At 62.4% G+C, this 17,279-nt stretch carries 9 protein-coding genes and 3 rRNA genes; 1 reads left to right on the top strand and 11 read right to left on the bottom strand.

What is annotated here, in order from left to right:
- Positions 1–37 precede the first annotated feature (37 nt).
- The 6 genes from recN to MUK71_RS06345 all read right to left on the bottom strand — a co-directional run bounded on the left by recN (position 38) and on the right by MUK71_RS06345 (position 5,918).
- Positions 38–1,759 carry a DNA repair protein RecN gene (gene recN / locus MUK71_RS06370; protein ID WP_227928069.1) on the bottom strand — a complete coding sequence of 574 codons (1,722 nt, stop codon included), beginning with the start codon at positions 1,757–1,759 and terminating at the stop codon, positions 38–40.
- Complete coding sequence (locus MUK71_RS06365; protein WP_227902342.1) at positions 1,756–2,811, bottom strand: NAD kinase; 1,056 nt, start codon at positions 2,809–2,811, stop codon at positions 1,756–1,758. The genes recN and MUK71_RS06365 overlap by 4 nt, the downstream gene beginning before the upstream one ends.
- Before the next feature lie 49 nt (positions 2,812–2,860).
- Positions 2,861–3,709 carry a TlyA family RNA methyltransferase gene (locus MUK71_RS06360; protein WP_227902343.1) on the bottom strand — a complete coding sequence of 283 codons (849 nt, stop codon included), beginning with the start codon at positions 3,707–3,709 and terminating at the stop codon, positions 2,861–2,863.
- 2 nt (positions 3,710–3,711) lie between these two features.
- Entirely contained in the window at positions 3,712–3,933 is a 222-nt protein-coding gene (locus tag MUK71_RS06355) for a hypothetical protein (RefSeq protein WP_227902344.1), read from the bottom strand.
- A 157-nt stretch (positions 3,934–4,090) separates the two neighbouring features.
- Positions 4,091–5,089 (bottom strand): HAD-IIA family hydrolase, encoded by a 999-nt coding sequence (locus tag MUK71_RS06350; protein WP_227902345.1) that lies wholly within the window; start codon positions 5,087–5,089, stop codon positions 4,091–4,093.
- Positions 5,082–5,918, bottom strand: a complete 837-nt coding sequence (locus tag MUK71_RS06345; RefSeq protein WP_227902346.1) for a tetratricopeptide repeat protein — start codon at positions 5,916–5,918, stop codon at positions 5,082–5,084. Before MUK71_RS06345 ends, MUK71_RS06350 begins: the two co-directional genes overlap by 8 nt.
- A gap of 6 nt (positions 5,919–5,924) precedes the next feature.
- Here MUK71_RS06345 and MUK71_RS06340 point away from each other — a divergent pair, with 6 nt between their 5' ends.
- Entirely contained in the window at positions 5,925–7,133 is a 1,209-nt protein-coding gene (locus MUK71_RS06340) for a hypothetical protein (RefSeq protein WP_227928070.1), read from the top strand.
- Positions 7,134–7,434: 301 nt separating this feature from the next.
- Here the strand turns inward: MUK71_RS06340 and rrf are convergent.
- The 5 genes from rrf to MUK71_RS06315 all read right to left on the bottom strand — a co-directional run bounded on the left by rrf (position 7,435) and on the right by MUK71_RS06315 (position 17,166).
- A 5S ribosomal RNA gene (rrf, locus tag MUK71_RS06335) occupies positions 7,435–7,551 on the bottom strand.
- Positions 7,552–7,774: 223 nt separating this feature from the next.
- A 23S ribosomal RNA gene (locus MUK71_RS06330) occupies positions 7,775–10,905 on the bottom strand.
- A gap of 545 nt (positions 10,906–11,450) precedes the next feature.
- Positions 11,451–12,979, bottom strand: a 16S ribosomal RNA gene (locus tag MUK71_RS06325).
- The 16S, 23S and 5S rRNA genes sit together here, the layout of an rRNA operon.
- Positions 12,980–13,562: 583 nt before the next feature.
- The gene (gene tyrS, locus MUK71_RS06320) at positions 13,563–14,885 is read right to left on the bottom strand and encodes a tyrosine--tRNA ligase (protein WP_279326972.1); all 1,323 of its coding nucleotides are present in this window, start codon (positions 14,883–14,885) and stop codon (positions 13,563–13,565) included.
- Between the two features lie 13 nt (positions 14,886–14,898).
- A complete protein-coding gene (locus MUK71_RS06315) occupies positions 14,899–17,166 on the bottom strand; it encodes a HelD family protein (RefSeq protein WP_227929039.1) in 2,268 nt (755 codons plus the stop codon).
- Between the last annotated feature and the right edge of the window lie 113 nt (positions 17,167–17,279).

Here is a 17,279-nt window from a genome sequence, read left to right as displayed (position 1 = left end):
GCTCCGCCCTGCGGGGTTCCCGCATGAGTTGGCCGGGTCATTGGAGATGTCCCGCTGAGCCCAGCAGCTCCTCGGCGTGGGCACGTGCCGATGCCGAGTCTTCCTGGCCCGCAAGCATGCGGGCAAGTTCCTTGATCCGCTCCTCCTGGCCCAGTACCCGCACGTCGCTTGCGGTGACACCGGAGCCGTCGTCGGCAGCGGTTGAGGTCTTAATCACGCGGATGTGATGATCGGCGAAGGCTGCCACCTGTGGAAGGTGGGTCACCACGATCACCTGGACGTGCTTTGCCAGCATGGCCAGGCGCCGCCCGATTTCGACGGCGGCCTTACCGCCCACGCCGGCGTCAACCTCATCGAAGATGAAGGTGGGCACCGGGTCCACGGCGGCGAGGACCACTTCGATGGCGAGCATGACGCGCGAGAGTTCGCCGCCGGAAGCTCCCTTCCCCAGCGGGCGGGCGGGCGCCCCGGGGTGGGGTGCCAGCAGGAACGCAATGGTGTCCGCACCGTACGGCCCGGGCTCCCCCGCAGGTTCAACCTCAATGACCAGGTTGGCGTCCTTCATGGCCAGGGCCGTCAGCTCGTCGCTGACCCGCCGGGACAGTTCCGCTGCGGCGTCGGTGCGTAGCTTGGTCAGCGCCGCACCCCTGGTTTCCAGCCGTTCGCCGAGCGACGTGATTTCCGCCTCGAGGGCTTCTATCCGGGTGTCGTCGGAGCTGAGCTCAGCGAGCCGTTTGGCGCTTTCCGCGCCCCATTCCAGTACGCCGTCGATGGAGGGCGCGTACTTGCGGACCAGGCCGGCCAGTTCTGCGCGCCGGGATTCCACCTCTGCCAGCCGTTCAGGTCCCTCTGAATCCAGAGATGCGCCGTAGCTGGCCAGTTCCGTTGCGATGTCCGCCAGAATATAGCCGACTTCCGCCAGCCGCTGGGCTGCCGAGGCAAGGGCCGGGTCATGCTCGCCCGCGGATTCGAGCTGGCGTTTGGCGGCGTCCACCAGCGAGGTGGCATCACCCCCGTCAGCGAAGTCGTCCGCGATCAGGGCCGCATGGGCACCGGCGGCCGCGGTCCGCAGTTCCTCCAGGTTGCCCAGGCGCATGGCTTCGGATTTGAGGGTTTCATCCTCCCCTGGCTGCGGGTCCACCGCCTCGATTTCCTCCAGCGAAGCGGTCAGGTATTCGGCCTCGCGCAGCCGGTCCCTCGCCTGGTCCCGGAGTTCGGCCAGTTCCTTGGCGGCGGCGCGCCAGCGGGCATAGTCCTCCCGGTAGGATCCGAGCTCGGCGGCCAGCGGAGCGCCGGCGTACTTGTCCAGAGCCTCCCGCTGCGCGGCGGCACTCTTCAGTCTCAGCTGGTCGGTCTGCCCGTGGACCACTACAAGGTGCTCCCCGACCTGGGCCAGCACCCCCACCGGAGCGGATCGTCCCCCTACGTGGGCACGGCTGCGCCCGTCGGCGTTGACGGTGCGGACCAGGGTGAGTTCGGCAGCGCCGTCGTAGTCCTCCAGTTCGGCACCAGCCTCGGCAGCTCGGAGGGCTGCCGGACTCTGCGGGTCAACGTGGACGAGCGCCTCGGCGACGGCGGACTTGGCACCAATGCGTACCGCGCCTGCATCGGAACGGGCGCCAAGCAACAGGCCCAGTGCGGTGATGACCATGGTTTTACCGGCACCGGTCTCGCCGGTGACCACGGTAAAACCGGGCCCCAGGTTCAAGGTGGCATCGGTGATGACACCGAGGTCCCTGATCCGGATTTCCTCAATCATTCGACGAAGCCTCCGCGGTCGGTAACTGCCTGGTCTGTAGCGGCGGTGTCTGCATCTGCACTCTCCCGGCTGCCCTCTGCCGCACCGGCGGCTTCCCGGAGGCCTGCATCCCTGCGGCTGGGGCTCAGGTCGGTTCCCGCCGGCGGAGCGGCTGCGGGCCCGCGCCAGCCATGGGTCGGAAGCTGGAATTTGCGGACCAGGCGTTCAGAGAAGGGGGTCAGGTGGGTCCGTGCCAGCCGCACCGGGGTTTGGGAACGTGTGACCTCCACCCGGGAGCCCGGGGGAAGGTCCAGGCTGCGCCTGCCGTCGCACCAGAGCACACCGGATGCGTCCGTGCGGGTCAGGATTTCCACGGCAAGCACGGAGGTGGGTGCCACTACCAGCGGCTTGGCGAACAGGGCGTGCGCGCTGATCGGGGCCAGCAGCAGTGCCTCGACTTCGGGCCACACCACGGGACCGCCGGCGGAAAAAGCGTAAGCCGTGGAACCGGTGGGGGTTGCCAGCACCACGCCGTCGCATCCGAAGGAGCTGATCGGGCGGGCATCGACTTCGATAACCACCTCCAGCATGCGCTGCCGGTCGGCTTTTTCCACGGCCGCTTCGTTGAGCGCCCAGGTATGCGCAATCAGGGTGTTGCTGTGCCAGACCTTCACGTCAATGGTCATGCGTTCTTCGACCGTGTAGGCCCGTTCCACCACCCAGTGCACGGTCTGGGCCAGGTCCGCACGTTCGCTTTCCGCAAGGAAGCCCACATGGCCCAGGTTCACGCCCAGCAGCGGTACGTTGGTGCCCCGGACCAGTTCCGCGGCGCGGAGGATGGTGCCGTCTCCGCCAAGCACCATGCCCAGGTCAACATCGGTCAGTGCCACGTCTTCGTCGAGTATTTCGGTGGGGGCGGTCAGGACGCCGTATTCGGCCTGGATATCCTCCAGGTCCCGGCGGCGCATGACGGGGATCAGGCCCGACGAATGCAGCTGGGTGCAGGCCTCCTGGGCAGCGGTCATGGCGGCCCGCCGTCCCGTGTGGGCCAAAACCAGTATCCGTCTGCTCATCTGCGCCTTCATCCTCTTCGTTGCCGGTGTCTTATGGCACGTCCATCCGTCAGTCTTCTACGGCAGACTCCCCCACCGCAAACCCGGTGAAGCCAGCGAATGCCTCATCCACCACCCGCTCCGCGGCTGTATCAGCCGGGCCGGCGGGGACGGCTTCAGCACGTTCCGGAACCTGCAGCCACATAAAGAACTCAACATTCCCGTCCTGGCCGGGCAGCGGACTGGGCGCTATGCCGCCGATCCGAAGCCCTGCCGCCATGGCAGCGGCCGCCACACGGGTCACTGCCTGCCGGTGCCTGGCGGGATCCGTGACCACGCCGGTGCGGTTCAGGTTCTCCCGGCCCACCTCGAACTGCGGTTTGACCATCAGCAGCAGGCTGCCGCCGGGGCGGGTGGCAGCTGCCAGCGGTCCCATCACCATGGTCAGGGAGATAAAGGACAGATCAGCGACGGTGAGGTCCACGGAACCCCCGATATCTGCCGGAGAAAGGTAGCGCACGTTCATGCCCTCGTAGACGCTGACCCGCGGATCCGTCCGGATCTGTTCCACCAGCTGGCCGTGGCCAACGTCCACGGCCGCGATGTGCGCGGCCCCGGAGCGCAGCAGCACATCAGTGAATCCTCCGGTGGAGGCACCCGCATCCAGGCAGCGCGCCCCCTGGGCACGGACGGCCGGAAAGGCCGCCAGGGCACCCGCCAGCTTGTGTCCGGCACGGCTGACATAGTCCGGCAGACCATCATCGAGCACATCAAGCCGGTCTCCCGGCCCCACCGGCGCTGATGCCTTGCCTGCCGGCTGGCCCGCACGCATTACCCGGCCCGCTGCAATGAGCTTTGCCGCCTGGGTCCGCGACCGCGCCAGTCCGCGGGTCACCAGTTCCTGATCCAGTCTGGGCATGCTTAGCGTGCATCCTTCGCTGGTCCCGGCGCCGGCGCGTGCGGCGGCGTGTTCCCTTCGGCGTTTAATGCTGCCAGCAGCCCCTCATGGAGCGCGGAGTACGTTGCGCCGTGCGAGGAAACCGGGGCATCGTCCAGGGCCCGGAGTTCGTCCAGCAGCGAATCCACCTCAGTATCGCCGGTGGGGACCGGGGACTGCGGCCGCGATTCTGATGCTGCAGGCATCACCGAGTCCGGCAAGGCTGATTCGGACAACGCTGATTCAGACAACCCAGATTCGGACAACGCTGATTCAGACAACCCAGATTCGGACAACGCTGATTCAGACAATGGGGCTTCCTCCTGCGACTGCGGTAGAACGGATAGAACTGCTGGCACAAGACTAGCTGCGGGGTGTGACACTCCAGCGGATCTCCGGTGCCACCGCTGCTTCGACTTCCGGGTAGGCCGCCCACCACGCCGCGCACGCAGCGCGCCAGCTGTCCAGATTGGAAGAGTCTCCGGTGATCACCACTGCAGACCCGTCCACCCGGGCGCTGGCGGCTCCGCAGCTGTAACTCTCGCCGTCCCGTACCGGCTGCCGGTACGGCTGGAAAAGCGCAGCAAGATTCTCGATGATGTACACCGGCCGTTCCGGCGTGCGCGCCGCGAGGGCGGTCATGGGCGTATCGACGCCGGTCAGCACCAGCGCGGTGTCAAAGCCGGCGTTGGTCCCACCCAGGATGTCGGTGTCCAGCCGGTCCCCCACCACAAGCGGGCGTTCAACGCCCAGGTGACGTGCCGCCGTCGTAAACAGCGGTGCCTCCGGTTTGCCGGCCACGAAGGGTACGCGTCCCGTGGCAGCGCCGACGGCGGCCACGAGCGTGCCGTTGCCGGGAGCAATGCCTCGGGCCTGCGGAATGGACATGTCGGTATTGGTGGCTACCCAGACGGCGCCCCTGCCGACGGCGAAGGCGGCCTCCGCAAGGTCCTTCCATCCCAGCCCGGGGTCGAACCCCTGAATGACGGCATCCGGTTCATCCTCGGCTGAGTCAACGCACACCAGCCCCTGGGCTTCCACGGCCGCCCGCAGCGTGGCACTGCCCGTCACCAGGACGCTGGCACCGGCCTGCACCTTGGCAGCAAGCAGTTCGGCCCCGGCCTGCGCGGACCCGAAGACGTTGGCCGCCGTAGCCGGTGCTCCGAGTTCGCGCAGGTGGGCCGCCACGGTCTCCGAAGAGCGTGAGGCGTTGTTGGTGATGTAGGCAAGCCGGACCGGGGAGTCCGCCACCCTGCCCAGTGCCTCTACGGCACCCGGGATGGCGTGCGGGCCGGCATAGACCACCCCGTCCAGGTCCGAAAAGACCGCGTCATAACCCGAGACCAGCGAAGAATCAGTCATCGATACGCGACTGTTCCGTCTCGTCGGCATCTTCGCGTGCGGTGTCCTCATCCTCGTCGTCGTCCATGTTGAAGTCGCTCACCACAACCTCGACGTCCTCATCCACGTCGCCGTCCTCGGTCAGCAGGCCTTCCTGCTCGTCGCTTGGCAGTGCATCGGCGTCCTCTGCCGGTTCGACCACCGAGTTGTCCTTGGGCGCGGACTCCTCATCTGCTGCAAAGTAGGCCCCGGAGCGGTCCTCGCGGCGTTCGGAACGGCGTTCCTTGCGTTCTTCCTCGGGTGCCAGGTCAAAGATCTCCGGTTCGGCGAAATCGCCCATACCCAGTGCGCTGTCGGCACGCAGTGCCTGCTTACGCCAGGTCTCGGCTTCCTCATTCCGGCCGGCCAGCTCCAGTGCATCAGCGTAGGCACGGAACAGGCGCGGGCTGAAGGAGAAGGCCCGGTTACGGTCCAGCTGCGGAATCTCCAGGGCGCTGACGGCGGCCTCGAACTGCCCCATGTCCATGCGCGCACCGGAGGCAACAATGGCCAGGTCCACCTGACCTGCGGTATCCAGATCCTTGGCGTCCTCGGACCGGACAAGATCCAGTGCCCGCTCCGGATGACCCAGGCCGCGTTCGCAGTCGGCCATCATGGGCAGGTAGTCATTGGAACCGCTGATGCGACGGTAGGTACGGAACTCGCGGAGGGCCTCACCGAAGTGCTCGGCGGCATAGGCGGTCAGGCCCACGGCCTCGCGGACAACGGCCATGCGTCCGCCTCGCCGGCTGGCAGCGAGGGCGTGCTGGAATGCCAGCTCCGGTTCGTCGTCGATCAGGCGTCCGGCCATCACCAGGTGCTTGGCAACCCATTCGCCGTTGACCTCTTCGAGGTTGCGAAGCTGGGCGCGGGTTACCTTGTCCAGCTCCTGTCCGGTGACGTCCTCGTCGATCTCGGGCGAACGCTCACGGTCCGGCCGGTTGGCGCTGCGCAGGTCCTTCGCATTGCGGGGCCGGGGCGCAGCCGGGGCTTCGTCCCGGCCAAATGCGGGACGGCCCGCCCCCTGCGAGGGACGGTCACCGCGCGGCGGACGGCTTTCGCGCTGGGGGCGATCATCACGGTTGAAAGGCTTACGCTCACCATCACGAGCAGGACGGTCATCACGCGAGAACGGCTTACGGCCGCCAGCGGATGCACCGCGGTCGCCGAAGGAGCGACGCTCACCATCACGCGGCGGACGGCTATCCCGCTGCGGGCGATCATCACGGCTGAAAGGCTTACGCTCACCATCACGGGCAGGACGGTCATCACGCGAGAACGGCTTACGGCCGCCAGCGGATGCACCGCGGTCGCCGAAGGAGCGACGCTCACCATCACGCGGCGGACGGCTATCCCGCTTCGGGCGATCATCACGGCTGAAAGGCTTACGCTCACCATCACGGGCAGGACGGTCATCACGCGAGAACGGCTTACGCTCGTCACGGTTGAAAGGCTTACGCTCACCATCACGCTGCGGACGGTCATCACGGGAGAACGGCTTACGGCCAGCGGAAGCACCGCGGTCACCGAAGGAGCGACGCTCACCATCACGAGCAGGACGATCGTCGCGGGAGAACGGCTTACGGCCAGCGGAAGCACCGCGGTCACCGAAGGAGCGACGCTCACCATCACGAGCAGGACGGTCATCACGCGAGAACGGCTTACGCTCGTCACGGTTGAAAGGCTTACGCTCACCATCACGAGCAGGGCGGTCATCGCGGGAGAACGGCTTACGGGCAGCGGAAGCACCGCGGTCACCGAAGGAGCGACGCTCACCATCACGCGGCGGACGGCTATCCCGCTGCGGGCGATCATCGCGGCTGAAAGGCTTACGCTCACCATCACGAGCAGGACGGTCATCACGCGAGAACGGCTTACGCTCATTGGAACCGGAGCGCTGACCGCCGCCAGTGGGCTTCCGGTCTTCCCAGCGCTTAGGGGCATTACGGTCATTGGTGGCGGGGCGGCCCTGGGCATCCCGGCGCGGAGCGCCGCTTCGGTTCTGGTCCCTGTTGTTCTGCTCTGACATGCTGGCTAGTTCCTCTCGTCGTGAGCCGACCAACGGAATTTACTGCAGTCGCTCGTCACTATGTACCTGTAATGGAGATGTAAAAGTTTAGGGAGACGCTTAACGCCTCAGGGTAATTCTAGTCCAGTGCACCGTCCGACACCGATTCGCCGGCCCTCCCTGCGTACCCAATCGAGGTGATACTCAGCACCAGGAGCGCAGATACGGCGCAGCCGACCCAGGGTGCCGGCATCCCTGGTGGGGGTTAAACAGGTGAGGCCCGTACCAACACTGGTACGGGCCTCACCCTTCACAATTTGTCCGGCGGTGACCTACTCTCCCACATCCTCCCGGATGCAGTACCATCGGCGCTGTGGGTCTTAGCTTCCGGGTTCGGAATGGGACCGGGCGTTTCCCCCACGCTATGACCGCCGTAACCCTACTACCCGCAACCGCACAACCACCGGCAAAAAACCGGGTGTGCAGAGGGGAAAACATTGGGTCACGAACGTCCTTAGACGAAGTGATATTCAATTTTTGTTCCACGGTCAACAACCAGGGTTGTTATCCGGGAACCACATAGTGGACGCAAGCAGCATGATCAACAACACCCTGTACGTTGGGAAACCGTTTGAAGTCGTGTTTCCCCAGATGTTGGTGTGGTGTAAGTTATCGGCCTATTAGTACCGGTCAGCTTCACGGGTCTTTAGTCCCCGCTTCCACATCCGGCCTATCAACCCAGTGGTCTGGCTGGGGGCCTCTCACACACAAGGTGTATGGAAATCTCATCTCGAAGCGGGCTTCCCGCTTAGATGCTTTCAGCGGTTATCCCATCCGAACGTAGCTAATCAGCGGTGCACTTGGCAGTACAACTGACACACCAGAGGTTCGTCCGTCCCGGTCCTCTCGTACTAAGGACAGCCCTTCTCAAATTTCCTGCGCGCGCAGCGGATAGGGACCGAACTGTCTCACGACGTTCTAAACCCAGCTCGCGTACCGCTTTAATGGGCGAACAGCCCAACCCTTGGGACCTACTCCAGCCCCAGGATGCGACGAGCCGACATCGAGGTGCCAAACCATGCCGTCGATATGGACTCTTGGCAAGATCAGCCTGTTATCCCCGAGGTACCTTTTATCCGTTGAGCGACGGCCATTCCACAATGTACCGCCGGATCACTAGTCCCGACTTTCGTCCCTGCTCGAGATGTCTCTCTCACAGTCAAGCTCCCTTGTGCACTTACACTCGCCACCTGATTGCCAACCAGGCTGAGGGAACCTTTGGGCGCCTCCGTTACTCTTTAGGAGGCAACCGCCCCAGTTAAACTACCCATCAGGCACTGTCCCTGACCCGATTACGGGCCGAAGTTAGATATCCAGTATGACCAGAGTGGTATTTCAACGATGACTCCACCCGAACTGGCGTCCGGGTCTCACAGTCTCCCACCTATCCTACACAAGCCACACCGAACACCAATACCAAACTATAGTAAAGGTCTCGGGGTCTTTCCGTCCTGCTGCGCGTAACGAGCATCTTTACTCGTACTGCAATTTCGCCGAGTTTATGGTTGAGACAGCGGGGAAGTCGTTACTCCATTCGTGCAGGTCGGAACTTACCCGACAAGGAATTTCGCTACCTTAGGATGGTTATAGTTACCACCGCCGTTTACTGGGGCTTAAATTCCCAGCTTCGCCCGTAAGGGCTAACCGGTCCTCTTAACCTTCCAGCACCGGGCAGGAGTCAGTCCGTATACATCGTCTTGCGACTTCGCACGGACCTGTGTTTTTAGTAAACAGTCGCTTCCCCCTGGTCTCTGCGGCCCCGATCCCCTCCGGACAGCAAGTGTCCATCAAGGTTGGGGCCCCCCTTCTCCCGAAGTTACGGGGGCATTTTGCCGAGTTCCTTAACCATAATTCTCTCGATCGCCTTAGTATTCTTACCTGATCACCTGTGTCGGTTTGGGGTACGGGCGGCTGGAACCTCGCGCCGATGCTTTTCTAGGCAGCATAGGATCACCGGATCCCCCCGTGAGGGGGTCCCGTCGGATCTCAGGATCGTCATCAAAGACACCGTGACGGATTTACCTATCACGGACCCTACATCCTTAGACCAGGTCAACCATCGCCTGGCCCGGCTACCTTCCTGCGTCACACCTGTTAATACGCTTACCTCCCAGGATCAGGTCCCGTGCTCGGCCAAAACCCTCACACCACAAGGATGCTCGGGCAGGCTCCGGACGGTTAGTGTCCCCTGCTTGGTATGGGCGGTTCTTCGCCGGTACGGGAATATCAACCCGTTGTCCATCGACTACGCCTGTCGGCCTCGCCTTAGGTCCCGACTTACCCAGGGCAGATTAGCTTGACCCTGGAACCCTTGATCATTCGGCGGACGGGTTTCTCACCCGTCTTTCGCTACTCATGCCTGCATTCTCACTCGTGTAGGCTCCACCACTGGTTTACACCGCAGCTTCACTGCCCACACGACGCTCCCCTACCCATCCAGACGACTGAACCACGAAGGCTTATCTATATCTGAATGCCACAACTTCGGCGGTGTACTTGAGCCCCGCTACATTGTCGGCGCGGAATCACTTGACCAGTGAGCTATTACGCACTCTTTCAAGGGTGGCTGCTTCTAAGCCAACCTCCTGGTTGTCTGGGCAACTCCACATCCTTTCCCACTTAGCACACGCTTAGGGGCCTTAGTTGGTGGTCTGGGCTGTTTCCCTCTCGACTATGAAGCTTATCCCCCACAGTCTCACTGCTGCGCTCTCACTTACCGGCATTCGGAGTTTGGCTGACGTCAGTAACCTTGTAGGGCCCATTAGCCATCCAGTAGCTCTACCTCCGGTAAGAAACACGCAACGCTGCACCTAAATGCATTTCGGGGAGAACCAGCTATCACGGAGTTTGATTGGCCTTTCACCCCTACCCACAGCTCATCCCCTCCATTTTCAACTGAAGTGGGTTCGGTCCTCCACGACGTCTTACCGTCGCTTCAACCTGGCCATGGGTAGATCACTCCGCTTCGGGTCTAGATCACGCCACTGCAACGCCCTGTTCAGACTCGCTTTCGCTACGGCTTCCCCACACGGGTTAACCTCGCGACGTAACACTAACTCGCAGGCTCATTCTTCAAAAGGCACGCTGTCACAGCTACAAGGCTGCTCCAACGGTTTGTAGGCACACGGTTTCAGGTACTATTTCACTCCCCTCCCGGGGTACTTTTCACCTTTCCCTCACGGTACTTGTCCGCTATCGGTCATCAGGGAGTATTTAGGCTTACCAGGTGGTCCTGGCAGATTCGCACGGGATTTCTCGGGCCCCGTGCTACTTGGGATCCTCTCCAAGCGGCAGCATACATTCCGGTTACGGGGCTAACACCCTCTACGGCCTGGCTTTCAAACCAGTTCACCTATGCATCTGCACTCACTTCACCGATCCGGCAGAATCGGTACGGAAAGTCCCGCAACCCCAGTGATGCAACGCCCGCCGGCTATCACACACCACTGGTTTAGCCTCTTCCGCGTTCGCTCGCCACTACTAACGGAATCACTGTTGTTTTCTCTTCCTGTGGGTACTGAGATGTTTCACTTCCCCACGTTCCCTCCACGCACCCTATGTGTTCAGATGCGGGTCACCCGGTCACTCGCGCGCCGGGCGGGGTTTCCCCATTCGGACATCCTGGGATCAAAGTTCGGTTATCAACTCCCCCAGGCTTATCGCAGATTCCTACGTCCTTCTTCGGCTCCTGATGCCAAGGCATCCACCGTGTGCCCTTAAAAACTTGACCACAAAGATCAATAATTAATTATCGCTATCGAGAAAACCACGGTCACACCCCGCCACCGCCCCGCAAGGGGACAGCACCGGGATCTACCAGGTTTTTCTGAAATTGCACTTAATAATTTTTAAGATGCTCGCGTCCACTATGTAGTTCTCAAACAACAACCCCGTCACACCCATCCACACCCGGACACCCCCGCAAAGAGGCGAAACCCGTGATGTATCCGGCATGCGCAGGAACAAACAGAAACAAACCACAACCATGAACAACCACCCCGGCCGCAAAGCCCGGATCATTACCCACGGTCCTGTTGTCTCAGGACCCAACAGTGTGCCAAACGGTCAACCGGCATACCCGCCCGAACCAACGCTTTCCAGGACTCCCCCAAGGGGAAGACCGTACTCACCGATCCGGGCATCACGCCGGCGCCTATCCATTGATATTCCACCCTTGAGCACCCACCGGAGAACAGATGTCTCCGATATGGGCATCTCCTGCAGGAGACACATCCGGCACTGTGGCCGGACATACCGTCCTGAGGTGCTCCTTAGAAAGGAGGTGATCCAGCCGCACCTTCCGGTACGGCTACCTTGTTACGACTTAGTCCCAATCGCCGGTCCCACCTTCGACGGCTCCCTCCCACAAGGGGTTAGGCCACCGGCTTCGGGTGTTACCAACTTTCGTGACTTGACGGGCGGTGTGTACAAGGCCCGGGAACGTATTCACCGCAGCGTTGCTGATCTGCGATTACTAGCGACTCCAACTTCATGAGGTCGAGTTGCAGACCTCAATCCGAACTGAGACCGGCTTTTTGGGATTAGCTCCACCTCACAGTATCGCAACCCTTTGTACCGGCCATTGTAGCATGCGTGAAGCCCAAGACATAAGGGGCATGATGATTTGACGTCGTCCCCACCTTCCTCCGAGTTGACCCCGGCAGTCTCCTATGAGTCCCCGCCATAACGCGCTGGCAACATAGAACGAGGGTTGCGCTCGTTGCGGGACTTAACCCAACATCTCACGACACGAGCTGACGACAACCATGCACCACCTGTAAACCGGCCACAAGTGGGGGACCTGTTTCCAGGTCTTTCCGGTTCATGTCAAGCCTTGGTAAGGTTCTTCGCGTTGCATCGAATTAATCCGCATGCTCCGCCGCTTGTGCGGGCCCCCGTCAATTCCTTTGAGTTTTAGCCTTGCGGCCGTACTCCCCAGGCGGGGCACTTAATGCGTTAGCTACGGCGCGGAAAACGTGGAATGTCCCCCACACCTAGTGCCCAACGTTTACGGCATGGACTACCAGGGTATCTAATCCTGTTCGCTCCCCATGCTTTCGCTCCTCAGCGTCAGTTAATGCCCAGAGACCTGCCTTCGCCATCGGTGTTCCTCCTGATATCTGCGCATTTCACCGCTACACCAGGAATTCCAGTCTCCCCTACATCACTCTAGTCTGCCCGTACCCACTGCAGACCCGGGGTTGAGCCCCGGGCTTTCACAGCAGACGCGACAAACCGCCTACGAGCTCTTTACGCCCAATAATTCCGGATAACGCTTGCGCCCTACGTATTACCGCGGCTGCTGGCACGTAGTTAGCCGGCGCTTCTTCTGCAGGTACCGTCACTTTCGCTTCTTCCCTGCTGAAAGAGGTTTACAACCCGAAGGCATTCGTCCCTCACGCGGCGTCGCTGCATCAGGCTTTCGCCCATTGTGCAATATTCCCCACTGCTGCCTCCCGTAGGAGTCTGGGCCGTGTCTCAGTCCCAGTGTGGCCGGTCACCCTCTCAGGCCGGCTACCCGTCGTCGCCTTGGTGGGCCATTACCCCAACCAACAAGCTGATAGGCCGCGAGTCCATCCAAAACCGCATAAAGCTTTCCACCCCCATGGCATGCGCCAGGAGGTCGTATCCGGTATTAGACCCGGTTTCCCAGGCTTATCCCGAAGTCAAGGGCAGGTTACTCACGTGTTACTCACCCGTTCGCCACTAATCATTCTGTGCAAGCACAGAAGTCATCGTTCGACTTGCATGTGTTAAGCACGCCGCCAGCGTTCATCCTGAGCCAGGATCAAACTCTCCGTAAATGTTTTACAGACACAATGCCGGGGCCAAGGAAAATTGGCCGCCAGGCACTGCACTAAATTCGAAACCGGCTAAAAAAACCGTTCCATACCCACGGGGTGGGCGGACACGGTCGATTCAACCAATCAAAATAAATTGGTATCAATAAACTTGGCACACTATTGAGTTCTCAAACAACAGACGCAATCCGAAAATACTCGGGAAAACAATGTTTTCCTTTTCTTCTTCGCTGCAATGTTTTATTATCTTATTCCATTCCGGCGCTATTTGCAATTCGCGGTTTTCCTGTCGGAATCCCGTGAAAAGCGTTTGTACCGCCGTTCCGGACCCAGCGTGAACCGGAGTCTTTTCCGCCGGCCCGGTGAAGGGCACGGGAGTTGGACTCTGATTTTCGAAGGGGTTTGGCCGCCATGCTCGGGCGCTTTTTCAGCGTCCCTGCCGCGGCGACTTCAATTACTTTACACACCCCGCCCGGTCCTTGCAAACCGGATCGAAGTGATCTGTCCCACCCGCCACGGGACCGCACCAGGCGGCCCCGCAACGGGCTGGACAAAGAACCGAGCTTCTCGAAGGAAGCACTAAAAACTATACGGCGGAGACTTCCACCATCGCAAGGTTCCGCTTGCCACGGCGCAGCAGCAGGTACTTACCGTGCAGGAGCTCGCTCTGCTCCACCACGGCATCCGCATCTGCCACCTTGGTGTTGTTGACGTAGGCTCCGCCTTCGGACGCAGTCCGCCGAGCTTCAGACTTGGTTTTCGACAGTCCGCTGGCAACCAGCAGGTCCACGATTCCCAAACCGTCGGCCGGGACGGCTGCAACCGGCAGTTCTGCGGTGGCAGCCTTCAGCGTTGCCTCATCCAGGTCCTTCACTTCGCCTTGGCCGAACAGTGCGGCGGAGGCGGCAATGACCTTTTCGGTCGCCTCCACACCGTGGATCAGGGAAGTGACGTCAAAGGCAAGGGCACGCTGGGCCTCGCGCTTGTGCGGTGCCTCTGCCACGGCACGCTCGAGCTCCTCGATCCGCTGCCGGCTCATGAAGGTGAAGACCTTCAGCCGGTCAACTACATCGGCATCGGTGGTGTTCAGCCAGAACTGGTACATCGCGTACGGGCTGGTCATCTCGCCGTCGAGCCAGACAGCGTTGCCTTCGCTCTTGCCGAACTTGGTGCCGTCGCTGTTCGTCACCAGCGGAGTTCCCAGTGCGTGGACGGTTTTCCCCTCTACCTTGCGGACCAGCTCGGTGCCGCTGGTGAGGTTGCCCCACTGATCGGAGCCGCCGGTTTCAAGCACGCAGTTGTACTTGCGGAACAGTTCCAGGTAGTCCATGCCCTGAAGGACCTGGTAGCTGAACTCCGCGTAGCTGATGCCTTCGTCGGAGTTCAGGCGCGAGGAGACGATCTCCTTTTTGATCATGGTGCCCACGCGGAAGTGCTTGCCCACGTCGCGCAGGAAGTCGATGGCGCTCATGGGCGCCGTCCAATCGAGGTTGTTCACCATCCGGGCGGCGTTCTCCCCCTCAAAGCTGAGGAAGCGCTGAACCTGGCCCTGCAGGTAACCGACCCACTCGCTGACGGTTTCCTTCGTGTTCATGGTGCGCTCGGCGGTGGGGCGCGGATCCCCCACCAGCCCGGTGGAACCGCCGACCAGCGCGAGCGGGCGGTGCCCTGCCAGCTGGAGCCGGCGCATGGTCAGCAACTGCACCAGGTTGCCCAGGTGCAGGCTCGGCGCCGTGGGATCAAAGCCGCAGTAATAGGTGACCGGCCCCCCGGCCAGGAGCTTTTCCAGCTCCGCCTCGTCGGTGGAGACCTGGACCAGGCCCCGCCACTTGAGTTCCTGCCAGATGTTGGCAAAGGACGGATCGTTCTGCTGGGCTACAAGGCCCCGGGGGTTCACGTTGTCTGACACGCTTTCTAAATTATCAGGATTCTTCTTCGGGAATTCCTGCAGGTATGCCTTCGGCAGCGATCAGGCGCAGCCGCTGGGTGGGCCGGGTCATGGCCACGTACAGGTCTCCGACCTTGCCTGCTGCGGCAGTCAGCAGTTCGGACGGCTCAAGAATGACTACGCCGTCGAACTCCAGGCCCTTTGCTTCGCGCGGAGATGTTACGACAATGTCCTGCTCCAGCCCGCCGGCACCCGAGCCCACACGCTGGCCGTATACCTCGGTCAGCGCACGGCGGACCTCCGGCAGCCGGTGGTCCTCGGCGATGACGGCCAGCAGGCCGCCGTCGAGCGCGTCCAGGTCTTCGGGCAGTGTCTGCAGCAGGCGCGGAACGAGGCCGCCGTCGGGGACTTCGTCGATGAACGGCGCCCAGCGCCCTTCACGGACCGCCTTCGGGGCAGAGACCACCAGCCCGGCCGCGTTGGCCATGCGTACGGCCGCTTCGGCAATCTGTGCCGGCGTGCGGTAGTTCACCGTCAGCTCCTCCAAGGTCCACCGCTCCCCCACGAACGGATCAAGTGCGGCCTGCCAGGAGCTGGCACCGGCAGCGGAGCTCGTCTGGGCAATGTCGCCCACCACGGTGAAGGACTTCAGCGGGCAGCGACGCATCAGCAGGCGCCACTGCATGGCGGACAGCTCCTGCGCCTCGTCCACCACAATGTGCCCGAAGGCCCAGGTGCGGTCCACTGCCGCGCGGTCCGCAGCGGTCAGCCGCGCCTCCCCCACCGCATTGTGGTCCGCCAGATCCTCGGCGGACAGGATGCCGTGGGCACCGGAGTCTTCAAGGAAACCTTCGGTGTTGGCAATAGCGCTTTCAGCGTTGGCCAGGTCCCGCTTGCGCTGTTCCTCGCGCAGGGCGTTCTCGCGTCCGGCGGAGGCATCCAACTCTCCGAGCAGTTCCGCCGCCTCATCCAGCAGCGGAACATCTGCCTCGGTCCACGGCGCGTCGGCGCTGCGGCGCAGCAGACCCAGTTCGCGGTCGGTCAGTTCCGGCGCCGCGGCTTCGAGCTGGCCGGGCTTGCTGAACAGGTCGGAGATCAGTTTTTCCGGCGTCATCGGCATCCAGCACAGGTTCAGCGCCACCCGGACGTCCCGGGCGCTGCGGACGTCTTCAGCCAGATAAGCCCGGTCAGTGCTGTTGCCGGCTCCGGCGGATTCCTCGAGCTGTTCCGTCATCTGCTCGGTCAGTTCACGCAGCAGGATCTTCACGAAGGTGACGCGCGCTTCATTGTGCGGCTTGCCGGTGGCGCGCGCCTTGTCACGTGCACGCTGAACCTGCCGGGGGGTCAGCGTGAGGATGGTGCCTTCAACGTTCAGCTTCCGCGGCCCGATTGGCAGGCGCTGCCGGTTGGCGACGGCGCGGGCCACAACCTTGGCCATGGACAGCCGGCCCTTGACCTCGGCGGTAGCGGGGTCTTCCTCGTGGGTTGCCGTGATTCCGGGCATCAGCTGGCCCAGGCTCGACATCACCACGCCGGTCTCGCCGAGGGACGGCAGGACACGCTCGATGTAACGGATAAACGCGTTGGACGGGCCGACGAGCAGCACACCGGCGGACTTCAGCCGTTCGCGGTGGGTGTAGAGCAGGTAGGCCGCACGGTGCAGGGCGACGGCGGTTTTGCCGGTACCCGGACCGCCCTGTACTACCAGCGTGCCGGACAGGGGGGCACGGATAATGCGGTCCTGTTCAGCCTGGATGGTGCCGACAATGTCGGACATCTGGCCGGTGCGCTTGGAGTTCAGCGCGGCCAGCAGGGCACCCTCTCCCTGCAGTTCCGGCTCGTCTTCCAGCATGGTGTAGTCCAGCACGTCATCTTCGATGGCCTGGACGTTGCGGCCCTTCAGGATCAGGTGCCGGCGCCTGCGCACACCCTGGCGCTCGAAGGCGGTTGCCTGGTAGAAGGTTCCGGCTTCGGGGGCGCGCCAGTCCACCATCAGCCGCTGCAGGTCCTCGGTGGACAGGCCGATGCGGCCGATATAGCGCTTCTCACCGTCGTCGAGGTCCAGCCGCCCGAAAACGAGGCGCTCGTCCACGGCATTAAGCTGCGCCAGCCGGTCCTCGTACATGGTGGCGAAGGCATCCCGCTCGGACCGGTTCTGGTGGGAACCCGCGGAGTGGCTGCGCCGGATCGCGGCGAGCTGCTCCATCTTTTCCGCGCGCAGTTCGTCCAGCCGGTGATACAGACCGGCCACGTACTGACGCTCGTGTTCCAGCTCGTTGGGAGCTGAAGGTGTTTCAGACATTTTGGCGTTCCCTCTCGCAAAGGCAGAGCGTCAATCTTACAGTGCATTTGGACTTTTGCAGGTCACTAATGTATGCGGTTTCTCTCTCAGCTTCTGCCTGTGCGCTAGCGTGT

Origin of the sequence: Arthrobacter zhangbolii (assembly GCF_022869865.1) — a bacterium.
Lineage (GTDB): Bacteria > Actinomycetota > Actinomycetes > Actinomycetales > Micrococcaceae > Arthrobacter_B > Arthrobacter_B zhangbolii.
The sequence above is the reverse complement of the archived record's forward strand: the minus strand, read 5'-3'. Positions and strand labels throughout refer to the sequence as shown.

Bases quoted from the DNA above. Each gene is read 5' to 3' on its own strand.
- recN (WP_227928069.1), bottom strand. From the start codon at position 1,759: ATGATTGAGGAAATCCGGATCAGGGACCTCGGTGTCATCACCGATGCC.
- MUK71_RS06365 (WP_227902342.1), bottom strand. From the start codon at position 2,811: ATGAGCAGACGGATACTGGTTTTGGCCCACACGGGACGGCGGGCCGCC.
- MUK71_RS06360 (WP_227902343.1), bottom strand. From the start codon at position 3,709: ATGCCCAGACTGGATCAGGAACTGGTGACCCGCGGACTGGCGCGGTCG.
- MUK71_RS06355 (WP_227902344.1), bottom strand. From the start codon at position 3,933: ATGCCTGCAGCATCAGAATCGCGGCCGCAGTCCCCGGTCCCCACCGGC.
- MUK71_RS06350 (WP_227902345.1), bottom strand. From the start codon at position 5,089: ATGACTGATTCTTCGCTGGTCTCGGGTTATGACGCGGTCTTTTCGGAC.
- MUK71_RS06345 (WP_227902346.1), bottom strand. From the start codon at position 5,918: ATGGCCGGACGCCTGATCGACGACGAACCGGAGCTGGCATTCCAGCAC.
- MUK71_RS06315 (WP_227929039.1), bottom strand. From the start codon at position 17,166: ATGTCTGAAACACCTTCAGCTCCCAACGAGCTGGAACACGAGCGTCAG.